Source organism: Pseudomonas sp. ICMP 10191, from assembly GCF_001467335.1.
Classification (GTDB): domain Bacteria; phylum Pseudomonadota; class Gammaproteobacteria; order Pseudomonadales; family Pseudomonadaceae; genus Aquipseudomonas; species Aquipseudomonas cerasi.
In genome coordinates this window covers 92,774-114,329 of the sequence record NZ_LKGW01000024.1, presented here as the reverse complement: position 1 = coordinate 114,329, position 21,556 = coordinate 92,774, and the positions used below count along the sequence as shown (strand labels likewise).

The following is a 21,556-nucleotide window of genomic DNA, read 5'->3' as shown; positions in this document are numbered from 1 at the left end:
AATTGCAGGTTCTGGTCCTTGCCGGGCCAGAACCTGCAAGGGCTCACTGCCTCAACTTATCCCCAATTCCCGCTTGACCAGCTTCACCAATTGCTTGGTATTGAGCGGTTTGAGAAGGAAGTCCACCACGTTCAGGTGCATGGCATCGATGGCATCGCGCACGTTGGCGTCGCCGGACACGATGATGATCGGCAGCTCGGCCCGATCCGACTCACGAACCTTGCGAATCAGATCCAGCCCGTCAAAAGGAGCCATCCGCAAGTCGGTGATCAGCAGTCCGATAGACTGACGCGTGTGGATCATCTGCAGCGCAGTATCGCCACCGGGCGCAGTCATGCAACTGATGTCATTGAGGCTTAGAATTTCGGCCAGCAGCTCTCGCGCGTCGCTGTCGTCATCGACGATCAGGACCCGTTGCGGGGCGTCGCGGGCGGGCGTGAGCATGACCTCATGGAGGGCATCGCGCTCATCGTCGCTCAGAATATCGTGGTCAATCATTGCAGTCTCATCATTCCCTGAACTAATCCGACAGCAGATACGGGTCAATCTGCGATGCATTTCGTCGGCATCCCGGCCGGTCTCCGCTCGCAATCCGTTGCGCTCGTCAAATCAGTTATGTCGCAACCAGCACGACTGTGTCACTGGGTTCAAGGTAAGACTTACGTCCAATGGGCACCTGGCTGCAAGCGGCCGACCATGAGCACCAATAACAAGAACGCGGAACAGGCCATGAGCAAGGCAGATGCTTTCACCCAGGCAGGCAAGACAGCCGTGCTGCAGAACATACACGGCACCATGCAGTTTCTGCAAAAATTCCCGCCGTTCAATCAGATGGAAAACGCTCACCTGGCCTATCTGGTCGAGCAGTGCCAGCTGCGCTTCTACGCTGCCGGTGAAAGCATCATCAAGCCTGGCGACGGACCGGTGGAGCACTTTTACATCGTCAAACAGGGTCGGATCGTCGGCGAGCGTCCGCATTCTGCCAAAGGCGGTACGGAAACGACATTTGAAATAACCACGGGTGAGTGTTTTCCGCTCGCCGCCCTGCTCGGCGAGCGTGCCACCCGCACCGAGCATCTGGCTGCCGAGGACACCTTCTGCCTGCAATTGAACAAGCAAGCGTTCATCAAGCTGTTCGCGCTCTCCACAACCTTTCGCGACTTTGCCCTGCGCGGCGTCAGCAGCCTGCTGGATCAAGTCAATCAGCAGGTCCAGCAGCGCGCCGTCGAAACCCTCGGCACGCAATACTCTCTGAACACCCGGCTGGGTGAACTTGCCATGCGCCATCCGGTGATGTGCAGCCCGGAAACGCCCATGCGCGACGCCGTGAAGCTGATGCATGAGCAGCAGGTAGGCAGCATCGTGATTGTCGACGAGCGGCAGGCGCCGCTGGGTATCTTTACCCTGCGCGACCTGCGTGAGGCGGTTGCCGATGTGAATGCCGACTTCAGCGCGCCGGTCAGGCACACCATGAGTCTGTCACCGTTCCACCTGAGCCCGGACGCCAGTGCGTTCGACGCCGCCATCGCCATGACCGGACGCCATATCGCCCACGTGTGCCTGGTCCGGGACGGGCGGTTGTGCGGCGTGGTGTCGGAGCGGGATCTGTTTTCCCTGCAACGGGTCGACCTGGTGCACCTGGCGCGGACCATTCGCAACGCGCCACGCATCGAAGCGCTCACCGGCTTGCGCGGCGATATCGTCCAGCTGGTCGATCGCATGCTTGCCCACGGCGCGTCTTCGACGCAGATAACCCAGATCATCACCCTGCTCAACGATCACACCGTATGCCGGGTGATCGAGCTGACGCTTGCAGAGAGAGGCGACCCTGGCATTGCGTTCAGCTGGCTGTGTTTTGGCAGCGAAGGCCGTCGCGAGCAGACGCTGCATACCGATCAGGACAACGCCATTTTGTTCGAAGCGCGCGATGCCGCAGAGGCAGAGCAGATTCGCAAAGTACTGCTGCCAATTGCCGAACGCATCAACCAGAGCCTGGCGCAATGTGGATTTACCCTGTGCAAGGGCAACATCATGGCCGGCAATCCCGACCTGTGTCTGTCGCAACTTGAATGGTCACAGCGTTTCTCGACATTTATTCGCGAGGCGACGCCGGAGAACCTGCTGGCCTCGAGTATCTATTTCGATCTGCGCGTGGTCTGGGGTGATGAAAGCGGCGGCGAGCAACTGCGCCGCGGCATTCTTGATCAGGTCGCAGACAACCGGCTGTTCCAGCGCATGATGGCCGAGAATGCGCTGCGCCAGCGTCCGCCGGTGGGTCGTTTCAAGGATTTCGTGCTGGCGCGCAAAGGCAGTGAAAAGGACACCCTGGACCTCAAGGTCGAAGGCCTGACGCCCTTCGTCGACGGGGCGCGCCTGCTGGCACTGGCCAACGGTATCGGCGTGAGCAACACGCAGGAACGCCTGCGCCAACTGGTCGAGCGCGAAGTCATCGACCCGCTCGACGGTGCTGCGTATGAGGAGGCCTATCACTTCATTCAGCAGACCCGCATGCAGCAACATCAGCTGCAGAGTCGCCAGAATCTGGCTTATTCCAACCGCATCGACCCCGACACACTCAACCATCTGGACCGGCGCATTCTGCGCGAATCGTTTCGCCAGGCGCAGCGATTGCAAACCAGCCTGACCCTGCGTTATCAACTATGAATCTGTTCGAATGGCTCAAGCCACGGCCGAAAAAAACGCCTTTGCATGCACATCAACTGGAGCGCCTCGAACGACTGCCGGTGTGCGCGAACCTCAGCGGCACACCGCTGCGTGAACAGCGCTGGGTCGTGCTGGATCTGGAAACCAGCGGCCTGAACATGAACCGTGATCAGGTGCTGTCCATGGGTGCGGTGGTGATTGAAGACGGCGCCATCGATCTGGGCCAGCAGTTCGAGCGCACGCTGTTGCGCGTCGACCACAAGATCAGCCCCGCCGTTCTGATTCATGGGCTGGCGCCCAGTGCGATTGCCGCGGGCAGTGAGCCGGTCGAGGCTTTGCTGGACTTCATGGAGTTCGTCGGTGACAGCCCGATCCTCGGCTTTCACGCGCCATTCGATCAGCACATGCTGTCGCGTGCCTTGAAGGAAAGCCTGGGCTATCGCTTGCAGCATCCGTTTTTCGACGCTGCCGAAATAGCTCCGATGCTCTGCGAGCACGCCAACCTGCGTCATGCCGGGCTGGATGACTGGACCCGTTTCTTTGGTCTGCACGCCGAAGAGCGTCACCACGCCAGCGCCGATGCGCTGGTCACCGCAGAACTGGCGCTGATCCTGTTCAGCCATGCCCGTCGCCAGCAGATCGACAGCCCCTTGCGGCTTGAGGAAGCACTCGGGCAATGGCGCAGACGCAGACAGTCGCATTCGTTCTGAGTGCGGCTGCGTCAGCGCCTCACATTCAGTTCGGGGCGATGGTCTTGGCGATCACATCCACCGTCGCTTCGACCTGCTCCCGGTAGCGCTTGAGCTCGACCTTGTGCAATTGCTCAAGCTCGATCTGCTGCGAACAAAGGTTCAGCGCAGCAAGGACCAGCAGACGGTCACCGATCAACGTCGGGTATTTGCGCTTGGTGTCGGCCAGCGACGCATTAAGCATCGCGGCGGCCTTCATGAGGGTCAGGTCTTCGCCAGCCGGCGCCTTGACCGAGTACTCATTGCCCAGAATAGTGAGGACGGTTACACCGCTGCCATCGACGTTCATGCGCCGACAGCACTTGCGCTGGTCGCGCGATCAACCAGTGCCTGGATGCGCGCGGCAGTGCTGCCATGCTTCTCTTCCTGCTCCATCAGACTCAGTTGCAAGTTCTCGTTCTCGTCCTTGGCTTTTGCCAGCTCGGCACCGAGCTGTGCATTTGTTTCCTGAAGGGCCTGGTTCTGCTGCACCAGATCGCCGACAAGTTGTTCCAATTGGCTAAGGGAGGCTTCCAACATTTTGATTTCTCGAGCAAATTTCAACGGGCGCGTACGATAAAGAAAAGTCGCTGCGCATACCAGCGCTCAGGCTTCGATACCGCTCTGTCATGACATCGACATGTCGATAACGTAGACGCGTAGGGGGCTTGTGACTGCGTATTCGGTATCCGGTTCCTGCTGTTCGTCAGACTGCCTGAAACTGCGACAAATGCGCGCAGCCAATGGGCAGACTGCCATCGTAGAAAAAGCCCCCGCCCCGTCTTTTCAAGGGGTTGCGCCCGATCCGCGAGAGAAATGAAGAATTCGTCACGATTAAGTCACAGGCGATACGTGCCTATTAACTCAAGACTTCAGTCGCACGTCCGATAGGCACCCCACTCACGGCTTTATCCCCGTCTCTAAATCGCATGGAACGCGTAAATGACCCTGGAAGCTTTCTATGTCCCTGCGAAATATGAACATCGCGCCCCGAGCGTTTCTTGGATTTGCCATGATCGGCACCCTCATGCTGATTCTGGGCGTCTTTGCACTGTCACAGATGAGCAAGATCCGCGGCGCCACCGAGGTGCTGGCCGACAGCAACGTGCCCAGCATCAAGAGCCTCGATCGCTTCGCTGAAGTCAGTATTCGTCTGCGGGTATTGTCCTATCGATTGCTGGTCAATCGCGATCCGGAAACCCAGCAGAAAACCATCGAACTGATGGCGATGCGCAACAAGCAGATCACTGACGCTCAGACCGTTTACGAAAAGCTGATCAGCGCGCCCGAAGAGCGCAACCTCTATAGCCAGTACGTGCAGTTGCTGGGGCAGTATCGCCAGCTTGAGGATCGTCTGAAGACGCTGAGCCGTGCGAACAACATCGACCAATTGCAGGAGTTGCTCAACAACGAAATGGTCAGCAACTCCGACCAGATGAACGTTGTGCTGCGCAAACTGGTGGAGATCAATACGGCACAGTTGAATGAGGTCAAGGAACAGGCCTCCAGCGAGTACGACTCGGCATTCAATATGGTGATCGGACTGCTGATCGCTGCCACCCTGCTGACCCTCGTGTTTGCCTGGATGCTGATCAAGAGCATTACCACACCGATTGCCACCGCACTGCTTGCAGCAGAGACCATCGCGCAAGGCAATCTGACCCGGCCGATCAGTATCGATGGCACCGATGAAGCCGGTCGTCTGCTGCTGGCCATGAAAACCATGCAGGACAAGCTGCGCGATACCTTGCAGGGTATTTCCGGCTCGGCCACGCAACTGGCCTCGGCAGCCGAAGAGCTGAATGCTGTCACTGACGAAAGCGCACGCGGGCTGGTGCAGCAAAATGATGAAATAGAACAGGCAGCCACTGCGGTCAACCAGATGACCAGTGCCGTGGAAGAAGTTGCGCGCAACGCCACCAGCACCTCGCAGGCCTCGCGCAGCGCGGCCACCTCTGCGGGCGATGGCCGCGATCTGGTTCAGGAAACCGTCAGCGCCATCGAACGCATGAGTGGCGACGTGCAAGGCACTGCCGAGCTGATCATCAGCCTGGCCAATGAATCGCGCGATATCGGCAAGGTGCTCGACGTGATTCGCGGCCTGGCCGACCAGACCAACCTGCTGGCATTGAACGCCGCCATCGAAGCCGCGCGCGCCGGTGAAGCAGGACGTGGCTTTGCCGTCGTCGCCGACGAAGTCCGTGCCTTGGCCCATCGCACCCAGCAATCGACCAGCGAAATCGAACGCATGATCAGCAGCATTCAGACCGGCACGGAACAGGCCGTCAGCTCGATGCGCAACAGCACCGAACGCGCCGAATCGACCCTGAACATTGCCAAGGGCGCGGGCCAGGCATTGAACACCATCAACAGCGCCGTGGAGGAAATCAACGAACGCAACATGGTCATCGCCAGCGCCGCCGAAGAACAGGCACAGGTCGCCCGCGAAGTGGACCGCAACCTGGTCAACATCCGCGACCTCTCGGCACAATCCACCAACGGCGCCAACCAGACCAGCGCAGCCAGCACCGAGCTGTCACGCCTGGCAATCGACCTCAACGGCATGGTGGCGCGCTTCGCGCTTTGATTGCAGGCAGAGGTACCTGACTCTCGTGCCAATGCTCCGTGTTGGCGTGCCTTTCTGGACGCTCGCGTCCTCTTGCGACGTAGAGCGTCGAGAACTGCATTCCCACGCTGGAGCGTGCGGAACGATGCTCTCGACTATCGTGCGACGCAGAGCGTCGAGAACTGCATTCCCACGCTGGAGCGTGAGGAACGATGCTCTCGACTATCGTGCGGCGCAGAGCGTCGGGAACCGCATTCCCACGCTGGAGCGTGCGGAACGATGCTCTCGACTATCGTGCGGCGCTCTGCGTCGCATGCCTTTCTGGACGCTCTGCGTCCTCTTGCGAAGCAGGGCGGTTAAAGCCTCACACTCGCAAACGTCGACTCATTACGCGCCTGACTCAAGGCCGACATCGGCCCGGACAACGGGGCGAGCACCAAGGCCTGCGGGATTGGCATCATGGCAACCTGCTGTGCGGTGTTGGACCCTACGCGCTCGTCACGCGGCGGGATGCCGAAGTATTCGCGGTAGCATTTGGAGAAGTGCGGCGTCGACACGAAGCCGCACACCGACGCCACTTCGATGATCGACATCGGGGTCTGCTTGAGCAGTTGTCGGGCGCGAATCAGGCGCAGTTTCAGGTAGTAGCGCGAAGGCGAACAATGCAGGTATTTCTGGAACAACCGCTCCAGCTGCCTGCGTGAAACGGCGACATACACAGCCAGTTCGTCAAGATCGATCGGCTCCTCGAGATTGGCTTCCATCAGCGCCACGATTTCCTGCAGCTTCGGCTGATTGGTACCGAGCATGTGCTTGAGCGGCACGCGCTGATGGTCCTGTTCGTTGCGAATGCGCTCGTAGACGAACATCTCGGAAATGGCTGCCGACAACTCGCGCCCATGATCACGACTGATCAGGTGCAGCATCATGTCCAGTGGTGCGGTGCCACCCGAGCTGGTGAAACGGTTGCGGTCCAGCGTGAACAGCCGGGTGCTCATCGACACCCGTGGAAAGGCTTCCTGCATCGAAGCCAGACATTCCCAATGCACGCTGCACTCGAAACCATCCAGCAGGCCCGCGCACGCCAGCGCCCAACTGCCGGTGCACACCGCGCCCAGACGACGCGACTGACGTGCCTGGCTCTGTAGCCAACTGACGTGTTCACGCGTGACGGAGCGTTGAATACCGACACCGCCGCAGACGATAACCGTGTCGAGCAAAGGAGCCTTGTGCATTGCCGCATCCGGCGTGATCTGCAGACCATCGCTGGCCCAGACCTGTCCGCCGTCGACACTCAACGTGGTCCAGCGATACAGCTCGCGGCCCGACAACTGATTGGCCATGCGAAGGGGTTCTACCGCCGATGCGAGGGAGATCAGGGTGAAGTTATCCAGCAGCAGAAAGCCGATGGACTGTGGCGCGCGGTTCTGGGGTTGAGTCCCTTGATTGAACGATGTCATCACACTATCTCCTCTCATATGGCAATGGTTGGCCCCAGAACAGGCTCTTCTTGTAGCCCTCGTCATTGCAGGGCCTGGTGATGACATCGCAAATCCCATGCCGGAAATTGATCGCTCATTCAAGAACACCTGAAAACGACGTCGCGAAGCGTCTAACCGGCTGCGACCCACGTACCTGTCAGCGACGCCAAGGCCGCCGCAGGCGCAGTTCGATGAGCAGTTCGGTAGCACTTGGCGGAAACGACCAAGGGGCCTTCGCACGCCAAGTGCTACTCAAGGCACATCCCGATAAAACCCTGCCGAGGGCAGGCGTTCGCGCTAAAAAGTGGCGGCCTGCAGGGCGCGTGATCGAAAAGCGCGCAGCCGCCCAAAATGGCATGCGACCGGGCATGACCACTGCCGGATCTGACCCGATAATGAACTTGTCGGCGTTACCCCCCTCCAAAAGACCGCGTTCGCGCAGGCACCGACCTGCCAACCGACCGCTGCCGAACTGCGCAGCGACTGTGTAACGTACTGGCCGTTTTTTCGCAGTTCCGACACTGCAACCGGGCGTGCGTACGATGCAACGAATCTGTAAGCGACCTTGCGCGCACTGGATACGACGCCTCCTGCACTGGATACGACGCCCCCTGTAGGCGTTTGATTTTCCCTGTTACATGATCGGTTCCGACTCGATCGCCCGGCGCAGTGATGGAGCTTCGCGAAAAGCCTCGCCAACCCATAAGCCGCGTCAGCGTTCACCTGCTGATGACCAGAAGAAACTCACAGGAGTCCACCCATGAAAGGTTCCAAATCGTTGCTGTTGGCCGCCACGCTCTGTATGCCGGTGCTCGCTCAGGCAGCCGAGCCAGAGGCCTGTCATACGGTCAACTTCTCCGACGTAGGCTGGACTGACATTACCGTCACCACTGCGGTAACCAGCGCCGTACTCGAGTCACTGGGTTACAAGACCAAGACCACCATGATTTCCGTACCGGTGACCTACAAGTCGCTGGCTGACGGGAAGAACATGGACGTGTTCCTCGGCAACTGGATGCCGACCATGGAAAACGACATCAAGCCCTATCGCGAAGCAGGGACCGTCGAAACCGTGCGTGCCAATCTGGAGAACGCCAAGTACACCCTGGCTGTCCCGGAAGCGCTCTATAACAAAGGCCTGCATGACTTCGCCGACATCGCCAAATTCAAGAAGGAACTGGGCGGCAAGATCTACGGGATCGAGCCTGGCAACGACGGCAATCGCCTGATCCAGAGCATGATCGACAAGAACGCCTTCGGCCTGAAAGATGCAGGCTTCAAGGTTGTTGAATCCAGCGAAGCCGCAATGCTTTCGCAGGTCGACCGCGCCGTGAAACGCAAGAACGATGTGGTGTTCCTCGGCTGGGAACCGCATCCGATGAACACTCGCTTCAAGATGAAATATCTGACTGGCGGTGATGACTTCTTCGGCCCCAACTATGGCCAGGCGACCATCTACACCAACACCCGCAAAGGCTACAGTCAGGAGTGCAGCAACGTAGGTCAGCTGCTCAAGAATCTGTCCTTCACGCTGGACATGGAAAGCAGCCTGATGGGCAATGTGCTGGACGACAAAATGAAGCCTGATGCCGCCGCCAAGGCGTGGATCAAGAAAAACCCGCAAGTACTCGACACCTGGCTCGCAGGCGTGACCACCGTCGATGGCAAGCCAGGCCTGGAGGCAGCCAAAGCCAAGTTGACCCAGTAAGCCGACAGCAGGCGGGGCTGACCCGCCTGCTGCCCTCTTCACCTTCCGCAAGCGGACACCCGAAATCATGCTGACTGACCATAAAATCCCTCTGGGCGAGTACATCGCCGCATTTGTCGATTGGTTGACGGCCAACGGCGCCGATTACTTCGACGCGATAGCCTCGACACTGGAAATGATGATCCACGGGTTCACTTTCGCGCTGACCTGGTTCAATCCATTCGTACTGATCGGCCTTATCGCCGCCCTCGCGCACTTCATCCAGCGCAAGTGGGGCCTGACGGTTTTCGTCATCCTTTCGTTTCTGCTGATCCTCAACCTGCATTACTGGCAGGAGACCATGGAAACCCTGGCACAGGTGCTCTTCGCCACACTGGTGTGTGTCGTCATCGGCGTGCCGCTGGGCATCATTGCCGCGCACAAGCCGCTGTTCTACACCATCATCCGGCCGCTGCTCGACCTGATGCAGACCGTGCCCACCTTCGTTTATCTGATTCCGACACTCACGCTGTTCGGTCTGGGCGTGGTACCCGGTCTGATCTCGACAGTGGTTTTCGCCATTGCCGCGCCGATTCGCCTGACTTACCTGGGTATCCGTGATGTGCCTCAGGAGTTGCTGGATGCCGGCAAGGCCTTCGGCTCGTCACGCCGCCAGTTGCTGACACGCATTGAACTGCCCTACGCGATGCCCAGCATTGCAGCCGGGATTACCCAATGCATCATGCTGTCATTGTCGATGGTGGTCATCGCGGCCCTGGTCGGCGCCGACGGCCTGGGCAAGCCAGTGGTCAACGCGCTGAACACGGCCGACATCGCGCTCGGTTTCGAAGCCGGTCTGGCAATCGTATTGCTGGCCATCATGCTCGACCGCATCTGCAAACAACCCGAAGCCAAGGTAGGGTCCGACGCATGAGTATCATCAAATTCGACAAGGTAGACGTCATCTTCTCCAAGGACCCGCGTGAGGCCCTCAAGCTGCTCGACGAAGGCCTCACGCGTGACCAGATCCTCAAGAAAACCGGACAGATCGTCGGCGTCGAGAACGCCAGCCTGGATATCGAGAAGGGCGAAATCTGCGTGCTGATGGGCCTGTCGGGCTCCGGCAAATCCAGCCTGTTGCGCTGTATCAACGGTCTCAATACCGTCAGCCGTGGCTCGCTGTTCGTCGAGCACGAAGGCTCACAGATCAACATCGCCAACTGCAGCGCGGCCGAACTGAAAATGATGCGCACCAAGCGCATTGCCATGGTCTTCCAGAAATTCGCCCTGATGCCCTGGCTCACGGTGCGCGAAAACATCAGCTTTGGCCTCGAAATGCAGGGTCGCCCCGAAAAGGAACGGCGCAAGCTGGTGGATGAAAAACTCGAGCTGGTGGGCCTGACCCAGTGGCGCAACAAGAAGCCCGACGAGCTGTCCGGCGGCATGCAGCAGCGAGTGGGCCTGGCGCGGGCCTTGGCGATGGATGCCGACATCCTGCTGATGGACGAGCCGTTCTCGGCGCTCGACCCGCTGATCCGCCAGGGGTTGCAGGACGAACTGCTCGCCCTGCAAACCAAGCTGAGCAAGACCATTGTGTTCGTCAGCCACGATCTGGATGAAGCACTGAAGCTCGGCAGCCGGATCGCCATCATGAAAGACGGCCGCATCGTGCAATACAGCGTGCCAGAGCAGATCGTGCTCAATCCGGCAGACGAATACGTGCGCACCTTCGTTGCACATACCAACCCATTGAACGTGCTGTGCGGTCGCAGTCTGATGCGCACTGTCGACGAGTGCACCCACGTCCACGGTTCGGTGTGCCTGGACCCGAGCGGCGACTCATGGCTCGATCTGGCCGAAGGCAACGTGATCAAAGGCGCGCGGCAAGGTGCCACGGCCCTCGATCTGCAGAACTGGGCCCCCGGTCAGGACGTCGCCACCCTGGATCGGCGCCCTACGCTTGTGCATTCCAACATTGGCATGCGCGACGCGCTGCAGATCCGCTACCAGACCGGCAACAAGCTGGTCCTGCAGGACGGCAATAAAGTGGTCGGCATTCTGGGTGATACCGAGCTGTATCACGCATTGCTGGGCAAAAACCACGGCTGACAAGGCCTGAAACCGACAAGCCCGCTCAACCGCGCTGGACTCATCCAGCCGGGAGCGGGCTTTTTTCGTCTGCAGCGTTGTCACGGGTAACTCCCTTCCGCTATTTCTGCTCCCTCCGCCGCCATGTCGTAAACGCACCTTTGTGTGGCGTCCATAGGCATTTGGCGTCTTCGGTCCGGCCCTACCATCGCTCTCAGAGGGCTCTGTCAGCCCGAACGACAAGTCAGGCGCCGCGCCGCCGCTGGGAGATCCGCGATGTTCAGCAAGCAAGACCAGATTCAGGGTTATGACGATGCACTGCTGTCGGCGATGAACGCCGAGGAGCAGCGTCAGGAAGACCATATCGAGCTGATCGCCTCGGAGAACTACACCAGCAAACGCGTGATGCAGGCGCAGGGCAGCGGCCTGACCAACAAGTACGCAGAGGGCTATCCCGGCAAGCGTTACTACGGCGGTTGCGAGCACGTCGACAAGGTCGAGCAACTGGCCATCGAACGCGCCAAACAACTGTTTGGTGCCGACTACGCCAACGTTCAGCCGCACTCCGGCAGTCAGGCCAACGCAGCGGTCTATCTGGCGCTGCTCCAGGCCGGCGATACCGTGTTGGGCATGAGCCTGGCGCACGGCGGTCACCTGACCCACGGCGCCAAGGTCAGCTTCTCGGGCAAACTCTATAACGCCGTGCAGTACGGCATCGACACCGCGACCGGGCTGATCGATTACGACGAAGTCGAGCGTATTGCCGTCGAATGCCAGCCGAAAATGATCATTGCCGGCTTTTCGGCCTACTCCAAGACCCTGGACTTCCCGCGCTTCCGCGCAATCGCCGACAAGGTGGGTGCCTACCTGTTCGTCGACATGGCTCACGTTGCCGGTCTGGTTGCCGCCGGTCTTTATCCGAATCCGTTGCCCTACGCAGACGTGGTCACCACCACGACCCACAAGACCCTGCGCGGCCCACGCGGCGGTCTGATCCTGGCCAGGGCCAACGAGGAGCTGGAAAAGAAATTTAATTCCGCCGTCTTCCCCGGTGGCCAGGGCGGCCCGCTGATGCACGTCATTGCCGCCAAGGCGGTATGTTTCAAGGAAGCCATGGAGCCCGCCTTCAAGGCCTATCAACAGCAGGTCATCGACAACGCACAAGCGATGGCGCAGGTGTTCATTGATCGGGGCTTCGACGTGGTCTCCGGCGGCACCGACAACCATCTGTTTCTGGTCAGCCTGATCCGTCAGGGCCTGACCGGCAAGGACGCAGATGCGGCGCTGGGGCGTGCGCACATTACCGTCAACAAGAACTCGGTGCCCAACGATCCGCAGTCGCCGTTCGTGACGTCCGGCCTGCGCATCGGCACACCGGCCGTGACCACGCGCGGCTTCAAGGTGACCCAGTGCATCGAGCTGGCAGGCTGGATCTGCGACATCCTCGACAACCTCGGTGATGCCGATGTCGAGGCTGACGTTGCCAGCCAGGTCGCCGCCCTGTGCGCCGATTTTCCGGTTTATCGCTGAGTCAGGAGTAGCCTCACATGCAGCATTACTCAGGCTTCGGCCTTCTCAAGCATTCCCTCAGCCACCATGAAAACTGGCAGCGCATGTGGCGCACGCCGACCCCGAAAAAGGTCTACGACGTGGTCATTGTCGGCGGCGGCGGGCACGGTCTGGCGACGGCCTACTATCTGGCCAAGGAGCACGGCATCACCAACGTGGCCGTGGTCGAGAAAGGCTGGCTGGGCGGCGGCAACACGGCTCGCAACACGACCATCGTGCGTTCCAATTACCTGTGGGACGAGTCTGCCCACCTATATGAACATGCGATGAAATTGTGGGAAGGCCTGTCCCAGGACCTGAACTACAACGTCATGTTCTCCCAGCGCGGCGTCTACAACCTGTGCCACACCCTGCAGGACATGCGCGACTCCGAGCGCCGCGTCAGCGCCAACCGGCTTAACGGCGTGGACGGCGAATTGCTCAACGGCCAGCAGGTCGCCGAGGAAATCCCGTACCTGGACTGCTCGAAAAACACCCGCTATCCGATCATTGGCGCAACGGTTCAGCGCCGTGGTGGCGTCGCCCGTCACGATGCGGTGGCCTGGGGCTTCGCCCGTGCGGCCGACGCGCTGGGCGTTGACCTGATTCAGCAGACCGAAGTCATCGGCTTTCGCAAGGAAAACGGCGTGTGCATCGGAGTGGAAACCAACAAGGGTTTCATCGGTGCCAAACGGGTCGGCGTGGTAACCGCCGGCAACTCCGGGCACATGGCCAAGCTGGCAGGCTTCCGTCTGCCCATCGAATCGCATCCGTTGCAGGCACTGGTCTCCGAGCCGATCAAGCCGATTATCGACAGCGTCATCATGTCCAACGCGGTACACGGCTACATCAGCCAGTCCGACAAGGGCGACCTGGTGATCGGTGCCGGCATCGACAGTTGGGTCGGCTACGGCCAGCGCGGCTCGTACCCGGTGATCGAACACACCATCCAGGCCATCGTCGAGATGTTCCCGGTACTGTCCCGCGTGCGCATGAACCGTCAATGGGGCGGCATCGTCGACACCACGCCGGACGCCTGCCCGATCATTTCCAAGACCCCGGTGCCGAACATGTTCTTCAACTGCGGCTGGGGCACAGGCGGCTTCAAGGCTACGCCGGGCTCGGGCAACGTATTTGCCGCCAGCCTGGCCAAGGGCGAGATGCACCCGCTGGCCAAGCCGTTCTCCATCGACCGTTTCCACAACGGCGCACTCATCGACGAACACGGCGCTGCAGCCGTAGCCCACTAACAGGAGAACCCGACCATGCTGCATATCTTCTGTCCTCACTGTGGCGAACTGCGCTCCGAAGAGGAATTCCACCCGTCCGGTCAGGCGCATATCCCGCGCCCGCTGGACCCCGGTGCCTGCACCGATGAGCAATGGGGCGATTACATGTTCTTTCGCGATAACCCGCGCGGCCTGCATCACGAACTGTGGATACACGCCGCCGGTTGCCGCCAGTATTTCAACATGACGCGCAATACCGTGACCTACGAGATTCTCGAGACCTATCCGATCGGTACCAGGCCGCAGTTCACGGATCAGGGAGAAAAGGTATGAGCCAGACCCATCGCCTGCCCAACGGCGGCCGCATCAACCGCAGCAAGGTGCTCAACTTTACTTTCAACGGCCAGACCTACCAGGGCTTTGAAGGCGACTCGCTGGCCTCTGCCCTGCTGGCCAACGGCGTCGATATCATCGGCCGCAGCTTCAAATACTCCCGCCCGCGCGGCATCTTCGCAGCGGGTTCGGAAGAGCCCAACGCCGTGCTGCAGATCGGCGCGACCGAAGCGACGCAGATCCCCAACGTGCGTGCCACGCAACAGGCGCTCTATGCCGGACTGGTCGCGACCAGCACCAACGGCTGGCCGAGCGTGAATACCGATGTCATGGGCATTCTGGGCAAGGTCGGCGGCAAACTGATGCCGCCGGGTTTCTACTACAAAACCTTCATGTACCCGCAATCGTTCTGGATGACTTACGAAAAGTACATCCGCAAGGCTGCAGGCCTCGGTCGCTCGCCGACCGAAAACGACCCGGACAGCTACGATGCGATGAACCAGCACTGCGACGTGTTGATCGTCGGCGCAGGCCCGGCCGGTCTGGCTGCCGCGCTGGCAGCAGGTCGCAGCGGTGCCCGAGTGATCATTGCCGATGAACAGGAAGAGTTCGGCGGCAGCCTGCTCGACAGCCGTGAAAGCCTCGACGGCAAACCCGCCGCCGAGTGGGTGTCTACAGTCGTCGCCGAGCTGAAAAGCCTGCCCAACGTCACCCTGCTGCCGCGTGCCACGGTCAATGGTTACCACGATCACAACTTCCTGACCATTCATGAGCGCCTTACCGACCACCTGGGTGATCGCGCGCCGATCGGCATGGTTCGCCAGCGCATGCACCGGGTACGTGCCAAGCGTGTGGTGCTGGCAGCCGGTACTCACGAGCGTCCGCTGGTCTACGGCAACAACGATGTGCCCGGCAACATGCTGGCCGGCGCCGTATCGACTTACGTTCGTCGTTATGGCGTGGCGCCGGGCAAGAAACTGGTGCTTTCCACCAACAACGATCACGCCTATCGCGTCGCTCTGGACTGGCTCGACGCCAGTCTGCACGTGGTCGCGATTGCCGATGCACGGCATAACCCGCGCGGCCCGCTGGTTGAAGAAGCGCGGGCCAAAGGCATTCGCATCCTGACCGGCAGCGCGGTCATCGAGGCCCGTGGCAGCAAGCGTGTGACGGCTGCCCGCGTTGCCGCCATCGACGTCAAGACGCACAGCGTGACCAGCCCTGGCGAATGGCTTGAATGCGACGTGGTTGCCAGCTCCGGCGGTTACAGCCCGATCGTGCACCTGGCCTCGCACCTGGGCGGCAAGCCGGTCTGGCGCGAGGACATCCTCGGCTTCGTGCCGGGCGAAGCACCGCAGAAACGTATCTGCGTAGGCGGCGTCAACGGCGTCTACAGTCTGGCTGACAGTCTGGCCGATGGTTTCGAAGGCGGCGTGCGCGCTGCCAGTGAAGCGGGCTTCAAGGTGGTCGAAGGCGTGATGCCCAAAGCCCTCAGCCGTGCGGAAGAGCCGACGCTGGCGCTGTTTCAGGTGCCGCATGAGAAAGGCACCGCTCGGGCACCCAAGCAATTCGTCGACCTGCAGAATGATGTGACCGCAGCGGCCATCGAACTGGCGACCCGCGAGGGGTTCGAGTCGGTTGAGCACGTCAAGCGCTACACCGCGCTGGGTTTCGGCACCGATCAGGGCAAGCTGGGCAACGTCAACGGTCTGGCCATCGCCGCGCGTTCGCTGAACGTGTCGATCCCGGAAATGGGCACCACCATGTTCCGCCCCAACTACACGCCGGTGACCTTCGGCGCGATAGCCGGGCGTCATTGCAAACACATCTTCGAACCCGTGCGTTTCACTGCGCTGCACGCCTGGCATGTCAAAAACGGTGCCGAGTTCGAGGATGTCGGCCAGTGGAAACGGCCGTGGTACTTCCCGAAGAACGGCGAAGACCTGCCCGCAGCCGTCGCTCGCGAATGCAAGGCGGTGCGCGACAGCGTCGGCCTGCTGGACGCTTCGACGCTGGGCAAGATCGATATTCAAGGCCCGGATGCACGCGAGTTTCTCAACCGCATCTACACCAACGCCTGGACCAAGCTGGACGTGGGCAAGGCGCGCTACGGCCTGATGTGCAAGGAAGACGGCATGGTCTTCGATGACGGGGTCACTGCCTGTCTCGCTGACAACCACTTCCTGATGACCACCACCACGGGCGGCGCAGCGCGCGTCCTGCAATGGCTGGAAATCTATCAGCAGACCGAATGGCCGGACCTGAAAGTGTATTTCACCTCAGTGACCGATCACTGGGCGACGCTGACGCTGTCCGGCCCCAACAGCCGCAAGCTGCTCAGCGAAGTCACCGATATCGATCTGGGCCGTGAAGCCTTCCCGTTCATGACCTGGAAGGAAGGTCTGGTCGCCGGTGTGCCAGCTCGCGTATTCCGTATCTCGTTTACCGGTGAGCTGTCCTACGAGGTCAACATTCAGGCCGACTACGCCATGGGCGTTCTGGAAAAGATCGCCGAGGCAGGCAAGCAGTACAACCTGACGCCTTACGGCACCGAGACCATGCACGTACTGCGCGCAGAGAAAGGTTTCATCATCGTCGGTCAGGACACCGACGGCTCGATGACGCCCGACGACCTGAACATGGGTTGGTGTGTCGGTCGTACCAAGCCGTTCTCCTGGATCGGCTGGCGCGGCATGAATCGCGAAGACTGCGTGCGTGAACAGCGCAAGCAACTGGTCGGCCTCAAGCCGGTGGACCCTGCCAAATGGTTGCCGGAAGGTGCGCAACTGGTGTTCGACACCAAACAGACGATCCCGATGAGCATGGTCGGCCACGTGACCTCCAGTTACGCGCACAACTCGCTGGGCTATTCGTTCGCGATGGGCGTGGTCAAAGGCGGTCTGGCGCGCATGGGAGAGCGGGTCTTCGCGCCTCTGGCCGATGGCAGCGTGATCGAAGCCGAGATCGTTTCTTCGGTGTTCTTCGATCCGAAAGGCGAGCGGCAGAACGTCGAGTAGTCCACGGTGAGCCGATCATCCGCAGCACACAGAATTCAAGCAGGTGAATCATGAGCACAGCCAACGTTTACCAGCAGCGCCCGACCACCGACGTCAAAGCCGAGTCGCCGCTGTTCCACGCAAACCTCGACAGCCTGATTGGCAAGGGGCGCGCCAGCCCGGGGGTTTTCCTGCGCGAGAAAAAACTGCTGGGCCATCTGACGATTCGTGGCAATGCCCACGATCCGGCCTTCGCCGCAGGCGTACACAAGGCGCTGGGCATGGAGCTGCCCGCCGCACTGATGCTGGTCATCAGTGGCGAAAGCTCGCTGCAATGGCTTGGCCCGGATGAGTGGCTGCTGATTGTGCCGAGCGGCGAAGAGTTCGCGGCAGAACAGAAGTTGCGTGACGAACTGAGCGGGCAACACATCGCCATCGTCAATGTCAGCGGCGGGCAATCGATTCTCGAACTGAGCGGGCCGAAGGTGCGCCAGGTACTGATGAAGTCCACCAGCTACGACGTGCACCCGGACAACTTCCCGGTGGGCAAGGCAGTCGGCACCGTGTTCGCCAAGTCGCAACTGGTGATCCGCCGGACCGGTGAAGACACCTGGGAGCTGCTGGTCCGCCGCAGCTTCTCGGATTACTGGTGGCTGTGGTTGCAGGATGCGAGTGCCGAGTACGGGCTGAGCATTCAGGCGTGAAGCGCCGGGAACCGGGGCTGAAACCGTAGCGTCGGTCTCAATGAAGACTCTTGGATTATCGTTCCCACGCTCCGCGTGGGAACGCAGTTCCGGACGCTCTGCGTCCTGCCCAAGCCTACAGGCTGGCACTGTCAGTCATATTTGCGGATAACAAATACTCTGGAGCATTGATTCAATGAGCCGCGCGCCCGACACATGGATTTTGACCGCCGACTGCCCCAGCATGCTGGGTACGGTAGACGCAGTGACGCGCTTTCTGTTCGAGCAGGGTTGCTACGTCACAGAACATCACTCCTTCGATGACCGTCTCTCGGGACGCTTCTTCATCCGTGTGGAATTTCGTCAGCCCGAGGCTTTCGACGAGCAGGCGTTCAGGGCCGGACTGAGCGAGCGCGGTGAAACGTTCGGCATGATCTTCGAACTCACGGCGCCCAACTACCGGCCAAAAGTAGTGATCATGGTCTCGAAAGCCGATCACTGCCTCAATGACCTGCTCTACCGCCAGCGTATCAATCAACTGTCCATGGACGTGGTCGCGGTGGTGTCCAATCACCCTGATCTTGAGCCATTGGCTGGCTGGCACGGCATTCCGTACTACCATTTCCCACTGGACCCGAACGACAAGCCCGCGCAGGAAGCCAAAGTCTGGCAGGTCATTGAAGAGTCTGGTGCAGAACTGGTGATTCTTGCCCGCTACATGCAGGTCCTGTCTCCGGACCTGTGTCGCAAGCTGGACGGCAAGGCGATCAATATCCACCACTCGTTGCTGCCCGGTTTCAAAGGCGCCAAGCCCTACCATCAGGCTTACAACAAGGGGGTAAAACTGGTCGGAGCCACGGCGCATTACATCAACAACGATCTGGACGAAGGTCCGATCATTGCCCAGGGCGTGGAAGTGGTCGATCACAGCCACTATCCCGAAGACCTGATCGCCAAGGGTCGGGACATCGAAGGACTGACACTGGCCCGTGCGGTCGGTTATCACATCGAACGGCGGGTGTTTCTCAACGCCAACAGGACGGTGGTTTTATAGCTGCAACGGCTTCTCTCTGCTCCACCACAATAAAAGCGAGGTGACATGTATGTCTGGTAATCGCGGTGTAGTGTATCTCGGCGCTGGCAAGGTCGAAGTGCAATCAATTCCTTTCCCGAAAATGGAAGACCCACGCGGCAAGCGCATCGAACACGGCGTGATCCTGCGCGTGGTCTCCACCAATATCTGCGGCTCGGACCAGCACATGGTACGCGGCCGTACCACGGCGCAGACCGGGCTGGTGCTCGGTCATGAAATCACCGGAGAGGTGCTGGAAGCCGGTCGCGACGTGGAGCATCTGAAAGTCGGTGATCTGGTTTCCGTGCCATTCAACGTGGCGTGCGGCCGCTGCCGCAGCTGTAAGGAACAGAACACCGGCGTCTGCCTGACGGTCAACCCGGCGCGTCCCGGTGGTGCCTATGGTTATGTCGACATGGGCGACTGGGTTGGTGGCCAGGCTGAATACGTGCTGGTGCCTTACGCGGACTTCAACCTGCTCAAACTCCCGGACCGCGACGCGGCGATGGAAAAAATTCGCGACCTGACCTGCCTGTCCGACATCCTGCCCACTGGCTACCACGGCGCAGTGACTGCCGGGGTTGGCCCTGGCAGTACGGTTTATGTTGCAGGCGCCGGCCCGGTCGGCCTGGCTGCGGCGGCGTCAGCACGCTTGCTGGGCGCTGCCGTGGTGATCGTCGGCGACGTCAACCCGACGCGTCTGGTTCATGCCAAGGCTCAGGGCTTCGAAATTGCCGACCTGTCCCAGGACACCCCTTTGCACGAGCAGATCGCTGCCCTGCTCGGCGAGCCTGAAGTGGATTGCGCCATCGACGCCGTAGGCTTCGAAGCACGCGGTCACGGCCATGCTGGCGCTCAGGCCGAAGCACCCGCCACCGTTCTCAACTCGTTGATGGGCGTGGTGCGCGTCGCAGGCAAGATCGGCATCCCCGGCCTGTACGTCACCGAAGACCCGGGAGCCGTGGACGCCGCCGCAAAAATGGGCAGCCTGAGCATTCGCTTCGGCCTGGGCTGGGCCAAATCCCACAGCTTCCACACCGGCCAGACCCCGGTCATGAAATACAACCGCCAGCTGATGCAGGCGATCATGTGGGACCGCATCAAGATCGCCGACATAGTGGGTGTCGAGGTGATCAGTCTGGATGAGGCTCCGCGGGGTTATGGCGAGTTTGATTCGGGCGTGCCGAAGAAGTTTGTGATTGATCCGCATGGGTTGTTTGGCGGGGCGTAGATCCATCTTCGATCTTTTAAAGCAGCGCACTTTATGCAGGTGCGCTGCTTCCTGAGAGCGCCAGTCGAATTTCCTTTCTAAAACCGCACGGCAATATTCACGGAAGACGTGGGATCTGACTGCCTGAAGTTAACACTTACTGAACTACTGTAAGAATGATCTCTCCGCAACATTTCCCCTCTTCTAATTACCTCCAAGGCACGTGCTTTAGAGCGTGAAAGTCTTGGGTACTCATAAATTGTGTCCATTGGCAGATCTCCAGTGAGCACCCGCTGGAATGGCGTTGCGGGAAGCTCGATACGCTTTGGACGGCGCACCACTCCGCTTGGGAGGTGGTAGATATTACGAGGTGCTATTGAGGACTTAGGGGCGGCCCATCTTGTATGCAGCCGCGCGTCGCTTGGTACCGCAGGTAAACGCCGTCGAGTTTTTAAATGAGCCGGCACATTTTCAGGTTGGGCCAGTTTATTGATGAAATCTGGAACAACTGCGGGCCCTTTGGCCCCTGAAACACCTCCTGTACGCGTTAAACCCGAGGAGGTTGGACTGCCAGGCACAAGAACGCTATAGCGGTGCTCAGTGACTTTTTTCGCAGCGACCAAAGCTTGTCTATTTCGGAATATCAGTGCCAGTATTCGAGCATTAACGTGCCCCGTCGGATCAACCCGATTAACCGGATCCCCCCCACAGTACCCATACGCATTCACCCCACCCTCACCAAACGGGCTCAGACTGTCCGGGCTGTTGAACCTCATCAACACCGGGTTAAACGCCCGATACCCATTCCCCAGCAAATAGTGCCCCGTCACCGGGTCAACCCGCTGGCCAGTAAAGCCCGGCAGGCTTGCGCGGCCTGAAGGATGACGATGTCCGTAAGGCGTGTAGGCAAACTCCAACCCCTGAGCGGCAATCACTGACTGCTGTTGATCCGTCGCCAACAACGCGCCGTCGCGCTGATTATTTTCTGTACTCAGGCAAGCAAGCACATGCTCATCCGTGCGCATAAGCGTGTGCTGGACCTGCCCCTGAACCTGCGTAGCCAGATGTGTCTTCTGATAAAAAAGGCGAGTGCTGCTCTGCCCCGCAGGCGCGCAATCGGCCAGGCGATCCAATGGATCGTAGCGGTAGACACAGAGCGCGGATTGCCCGGACGAAGCCATGGTTTCACTCCTTTGAAGTCACCCATGGCAGCAAGTCTGGGCTGAGTCTCTGTTTCCGCCCAGCTAGCAGAACTACTAGGCTGTTCCGCC

Annotated in this window: 18 protein-coding genes and 1 pseudogene; 14 read left to right on the top strand and 5 right to left on the bottom strand. The window is 60.1% G+C overall.

Going from position 1 to position 21,556, the window contains the following annotated elements:
* Window positions 1-51 precede the first annotated feature (51 nt).
* Window positions 52-498, bottom strand: coding sequence for a response regulator (locus AO388_RS03740; protein ID WP_003372457.1), 447 nt, complete (start codon window positions 496-498; stop codon window positions 52-54).
* Window positions 499-729: 231 nt separating this feature from the next.
* Between AO388_RS03740 and AO388_RS03735 the strand changes: the two genes are divergently transcribed.
* Together AO388_RS03735 and AO388_RS03730 are read left to right on the top strand one after the other, a co-directional pair.
* On the top strand, window positions 730-2,664 hold the full coding sequence (locus AO388_RS03735; protein WP_003432578.1) for a DUF294 nucleotidyltransferase-like domain-containing protein: 1,935 nt from the start codon (window positions 730-732) through the stop codon (window positions 2,662-2,664).
* Window positions 2,661-3,374 (top strand): 3'-5' exonuclease, encoded by a 714-nt coding sequence (locus AO388_RS03730; protein ID WP_003372461.1) that lies wholly within the window; start codon window positions 2,661-2,663, stop codon window positions 3,372-3,374. The genes AO388_RS03735 and AO388_RS03730 overlap by 4 nt, the downstream gene beginning before the upstream one ends.
* A 25-nt stretch (window positions 3,375-3,399) precedes the next feature.
* On the opposite strand, the gene AO388_RS03725 is transcribed toward AO388_RS03730, so the two are convergent.
* Together AO388_RS03725 and AO388_RS03720 are read right to left on the bottom strand one after the other, a co-directional pair.
* Window positions 3,400-3,702: a cell division protein ZapA gene (locus AO388_RS03725; RefSeq protein ID WP_003316170.1), complete on the bottom strand. Its 303-nt coding sequence runs from the start codon at window positions 3,700-3,702 to the stop codon at window positions 3,400-3,402.
* Window positions 3,699-3,932, bottom strand: a complete 234-nt coding sequence (locus AO388_RS03720; protein ID WP_003316169.1) for a hypothetical protein — start codon at window positions 3,930-3,932, stop codon at window positions 3,699-3,701. The genes AO388_RS03725 and AO388_RS03720 overlap by 4 nt, the downstream gene beginning before the upstream one ends.
* Before the next feature lie 421 nt (window positions 3,933-4,353).
* Here AO388_RS03720 and AO388_RS30170 point away from each other — a divergent pair.
* Both AO388_RS30170 and AO388_RS30165 read left to right on the top strand, forming a co-directional pair.
* Window positions 4,354-5,124 (top strand): annotated as a pseudogene (locus tag AO388_RS30170) (MCP four helix bundle domain-containing protein); the annotation flags it as partial.
* On the top strand, window positions 5,107-5,979 hold the full coding sequence (locus AO388_RS30165) for a methyl-accepting chemotaxis protein (protein WP_404944133.1): 873 nt from the start codon (window positions 5,107-5,109) through the stop codon (window positions 5,977-5,979). The pseudogene AO388_RS30170 and the gene AO388_RS30165, both read left to right, overlap by 18 nt.
* 335 nt (window positions 5,980-6,314) lie before the next feature.
* Here the strand turns inward: AO388_RS30165 and AO388_RS03710 are convergent, their stop codons facing one another.
* Entirely contained in the window at window positions 6,315-7,418 is a 1,104-nt protein-coding gene (locus AO388_RS03710; protein WP_003432573.1) for a GlxA family transcriptional regulator, read from the bottom strand.
* Window positions 7,419-8,199: 781 nt separating this feature from the next.
* On the opposite strand from AO388_RS03710, the gene AO388_RS03705 reads away from it, so the two are divergent.
* From AO388_RS03705 to fdhA, 10 genes are all read left to right on the top strand, one after another.
* Window positions 8,200-9,147, top strand: a complete 948-nt coding sequence (locus AO388_RS03705; RefSeq protein WP_003432571.1) for a choline ABC transporter substrate-binding protein — start codon at window positions 8,200-8,202, stop codon at window positions 9,145-9,147.
* A gap of 64 nt (window positions 9,148-9,211) precedes the next feature.
* Window positions 9,212-10,060, top strand: a complete 849-nt coding sequence (gene choW / locus AO388_RS03700) for a choline ABC transporter permease subunit (RefSeq protein ID WP_170846044.1) — start codon at window positions 9,212-9,214, stop codon at window positions 10,058-10,060.
* Window positions 10,057-11,235 (top strand): choline ABC transporter ATP-binding protein, encoded by a 1,179-nt coding sequence (gene choV / locus AO388_RS03695; protein ID WP_058416060.1) that lies wholly within the window; start codon window positions 10,057-10,059, stop codon window positions 11,233-11,235. Before choW ends, choV begins: the two co-directional genes overlap by 4 nt.
* Window positions 11,236-11,490: 255 nt before the next feature.
* Entirely contained in the window at window positions 11,491-12,744 is a 1,254-nt protein-coding gene (gene glyA, locus AO388_RS03690; RefSeq protein ID WP_003432565.1) for a serine hydroxymethyltransferase, read from the top strand.
* Window positions 12,745-12,761: 17 nt separating this feature from the next.
* Window positions 12,762-14,012, top strand: coding sequence for a sarcosine oxidase subunit beta family protein (locus AO388_RS03685; protein WP_003411874.1), 1,251 nt, complete (start codon window positions 12,762-12,764; stop codon window positions 14,010-14,012).
* Between the two features lie 15 nt (window positions 14,013-14,027).
* The gene (locus AO388_RS03680) at window positions 14,028-14,324 is read left to right on the top strand and encodes a sarcosine oxidase subunit delta (RefSeq protein ID WP_003372476.1); all 297 of its coding nucleotides are present in this window, start codon (window positions 14,028-14,030) and stop codon (window positions 14,322-14,324) included.
* Window positions 14,321-17,341 carry a sarcosine oxidase subunit alpha gene (locus AO388_RS03675; protein ID WP_003432562.1) on the top strand — a complete coding sequence of 1,007 codons (3,021 nt, stop codon included), beginning with the start codon at window positions 14,321-14,323 and terminating at the stop codon, window positions 17,339-17,341. The genes AO388_RS03680 and AO388_RS03675 overlap by 4 nt, the downstream gene beginning before the upstream one ends.
* Before the next feature lie 50 nt (window positions 17,342-17,391).
* A complete protein-coding gene (locus tag AO388_RS03670; protein ID WP_058396378.1) occupies window positions 17,392-18,024 on the top strand; it encodes a sarcosine oxidase subunit gamma in 633 nt (210 codons plus the stop codon).
* Between the two features lie 175 nt (window positions 18,025-18,199).
* Complete coding sequence (gene purU, locus AO388_RS03665) at window positions 18,200-19,057, top strand: formyltetrahydrofolate deformylase (protein ID WP_044309126.1); 858 nt, start codon at window positions 18,200-18,202, stop codon at window positions 19,055-19,057.
* 49 nt (window positions 19,058-19,106) lie between these two features.
* Entirely contained in the window at window positions 19,107-20,306 is a 1,200-nt protein-coding gene (fdhA, locus tag AO388_RS03660) for a formaldehyde dehydrogenase, glutathione-independent (protein ID WP_058416059.1), read from the top strand.
* Between the two features lie 77 nt (window positions 20,307-20,383).
* Here the strand turns inward: fdhA and AO388_RS29540 are convergent, their stop codons facing one another.
* Window positions 20,384-21,466, bottom strand: coding sequence for an RHS repeat-associated core domain-containing protein (locus AO388_RS29540; RefSeq protein WP_236713893.1), 1,083 nt, complete (start codon window positions 21,464-21,466; stop codon window positions 20,384-20,386).
* Between the last annotated feature and the right edge of the window lie 90 nt (window positions 21,467-21,556).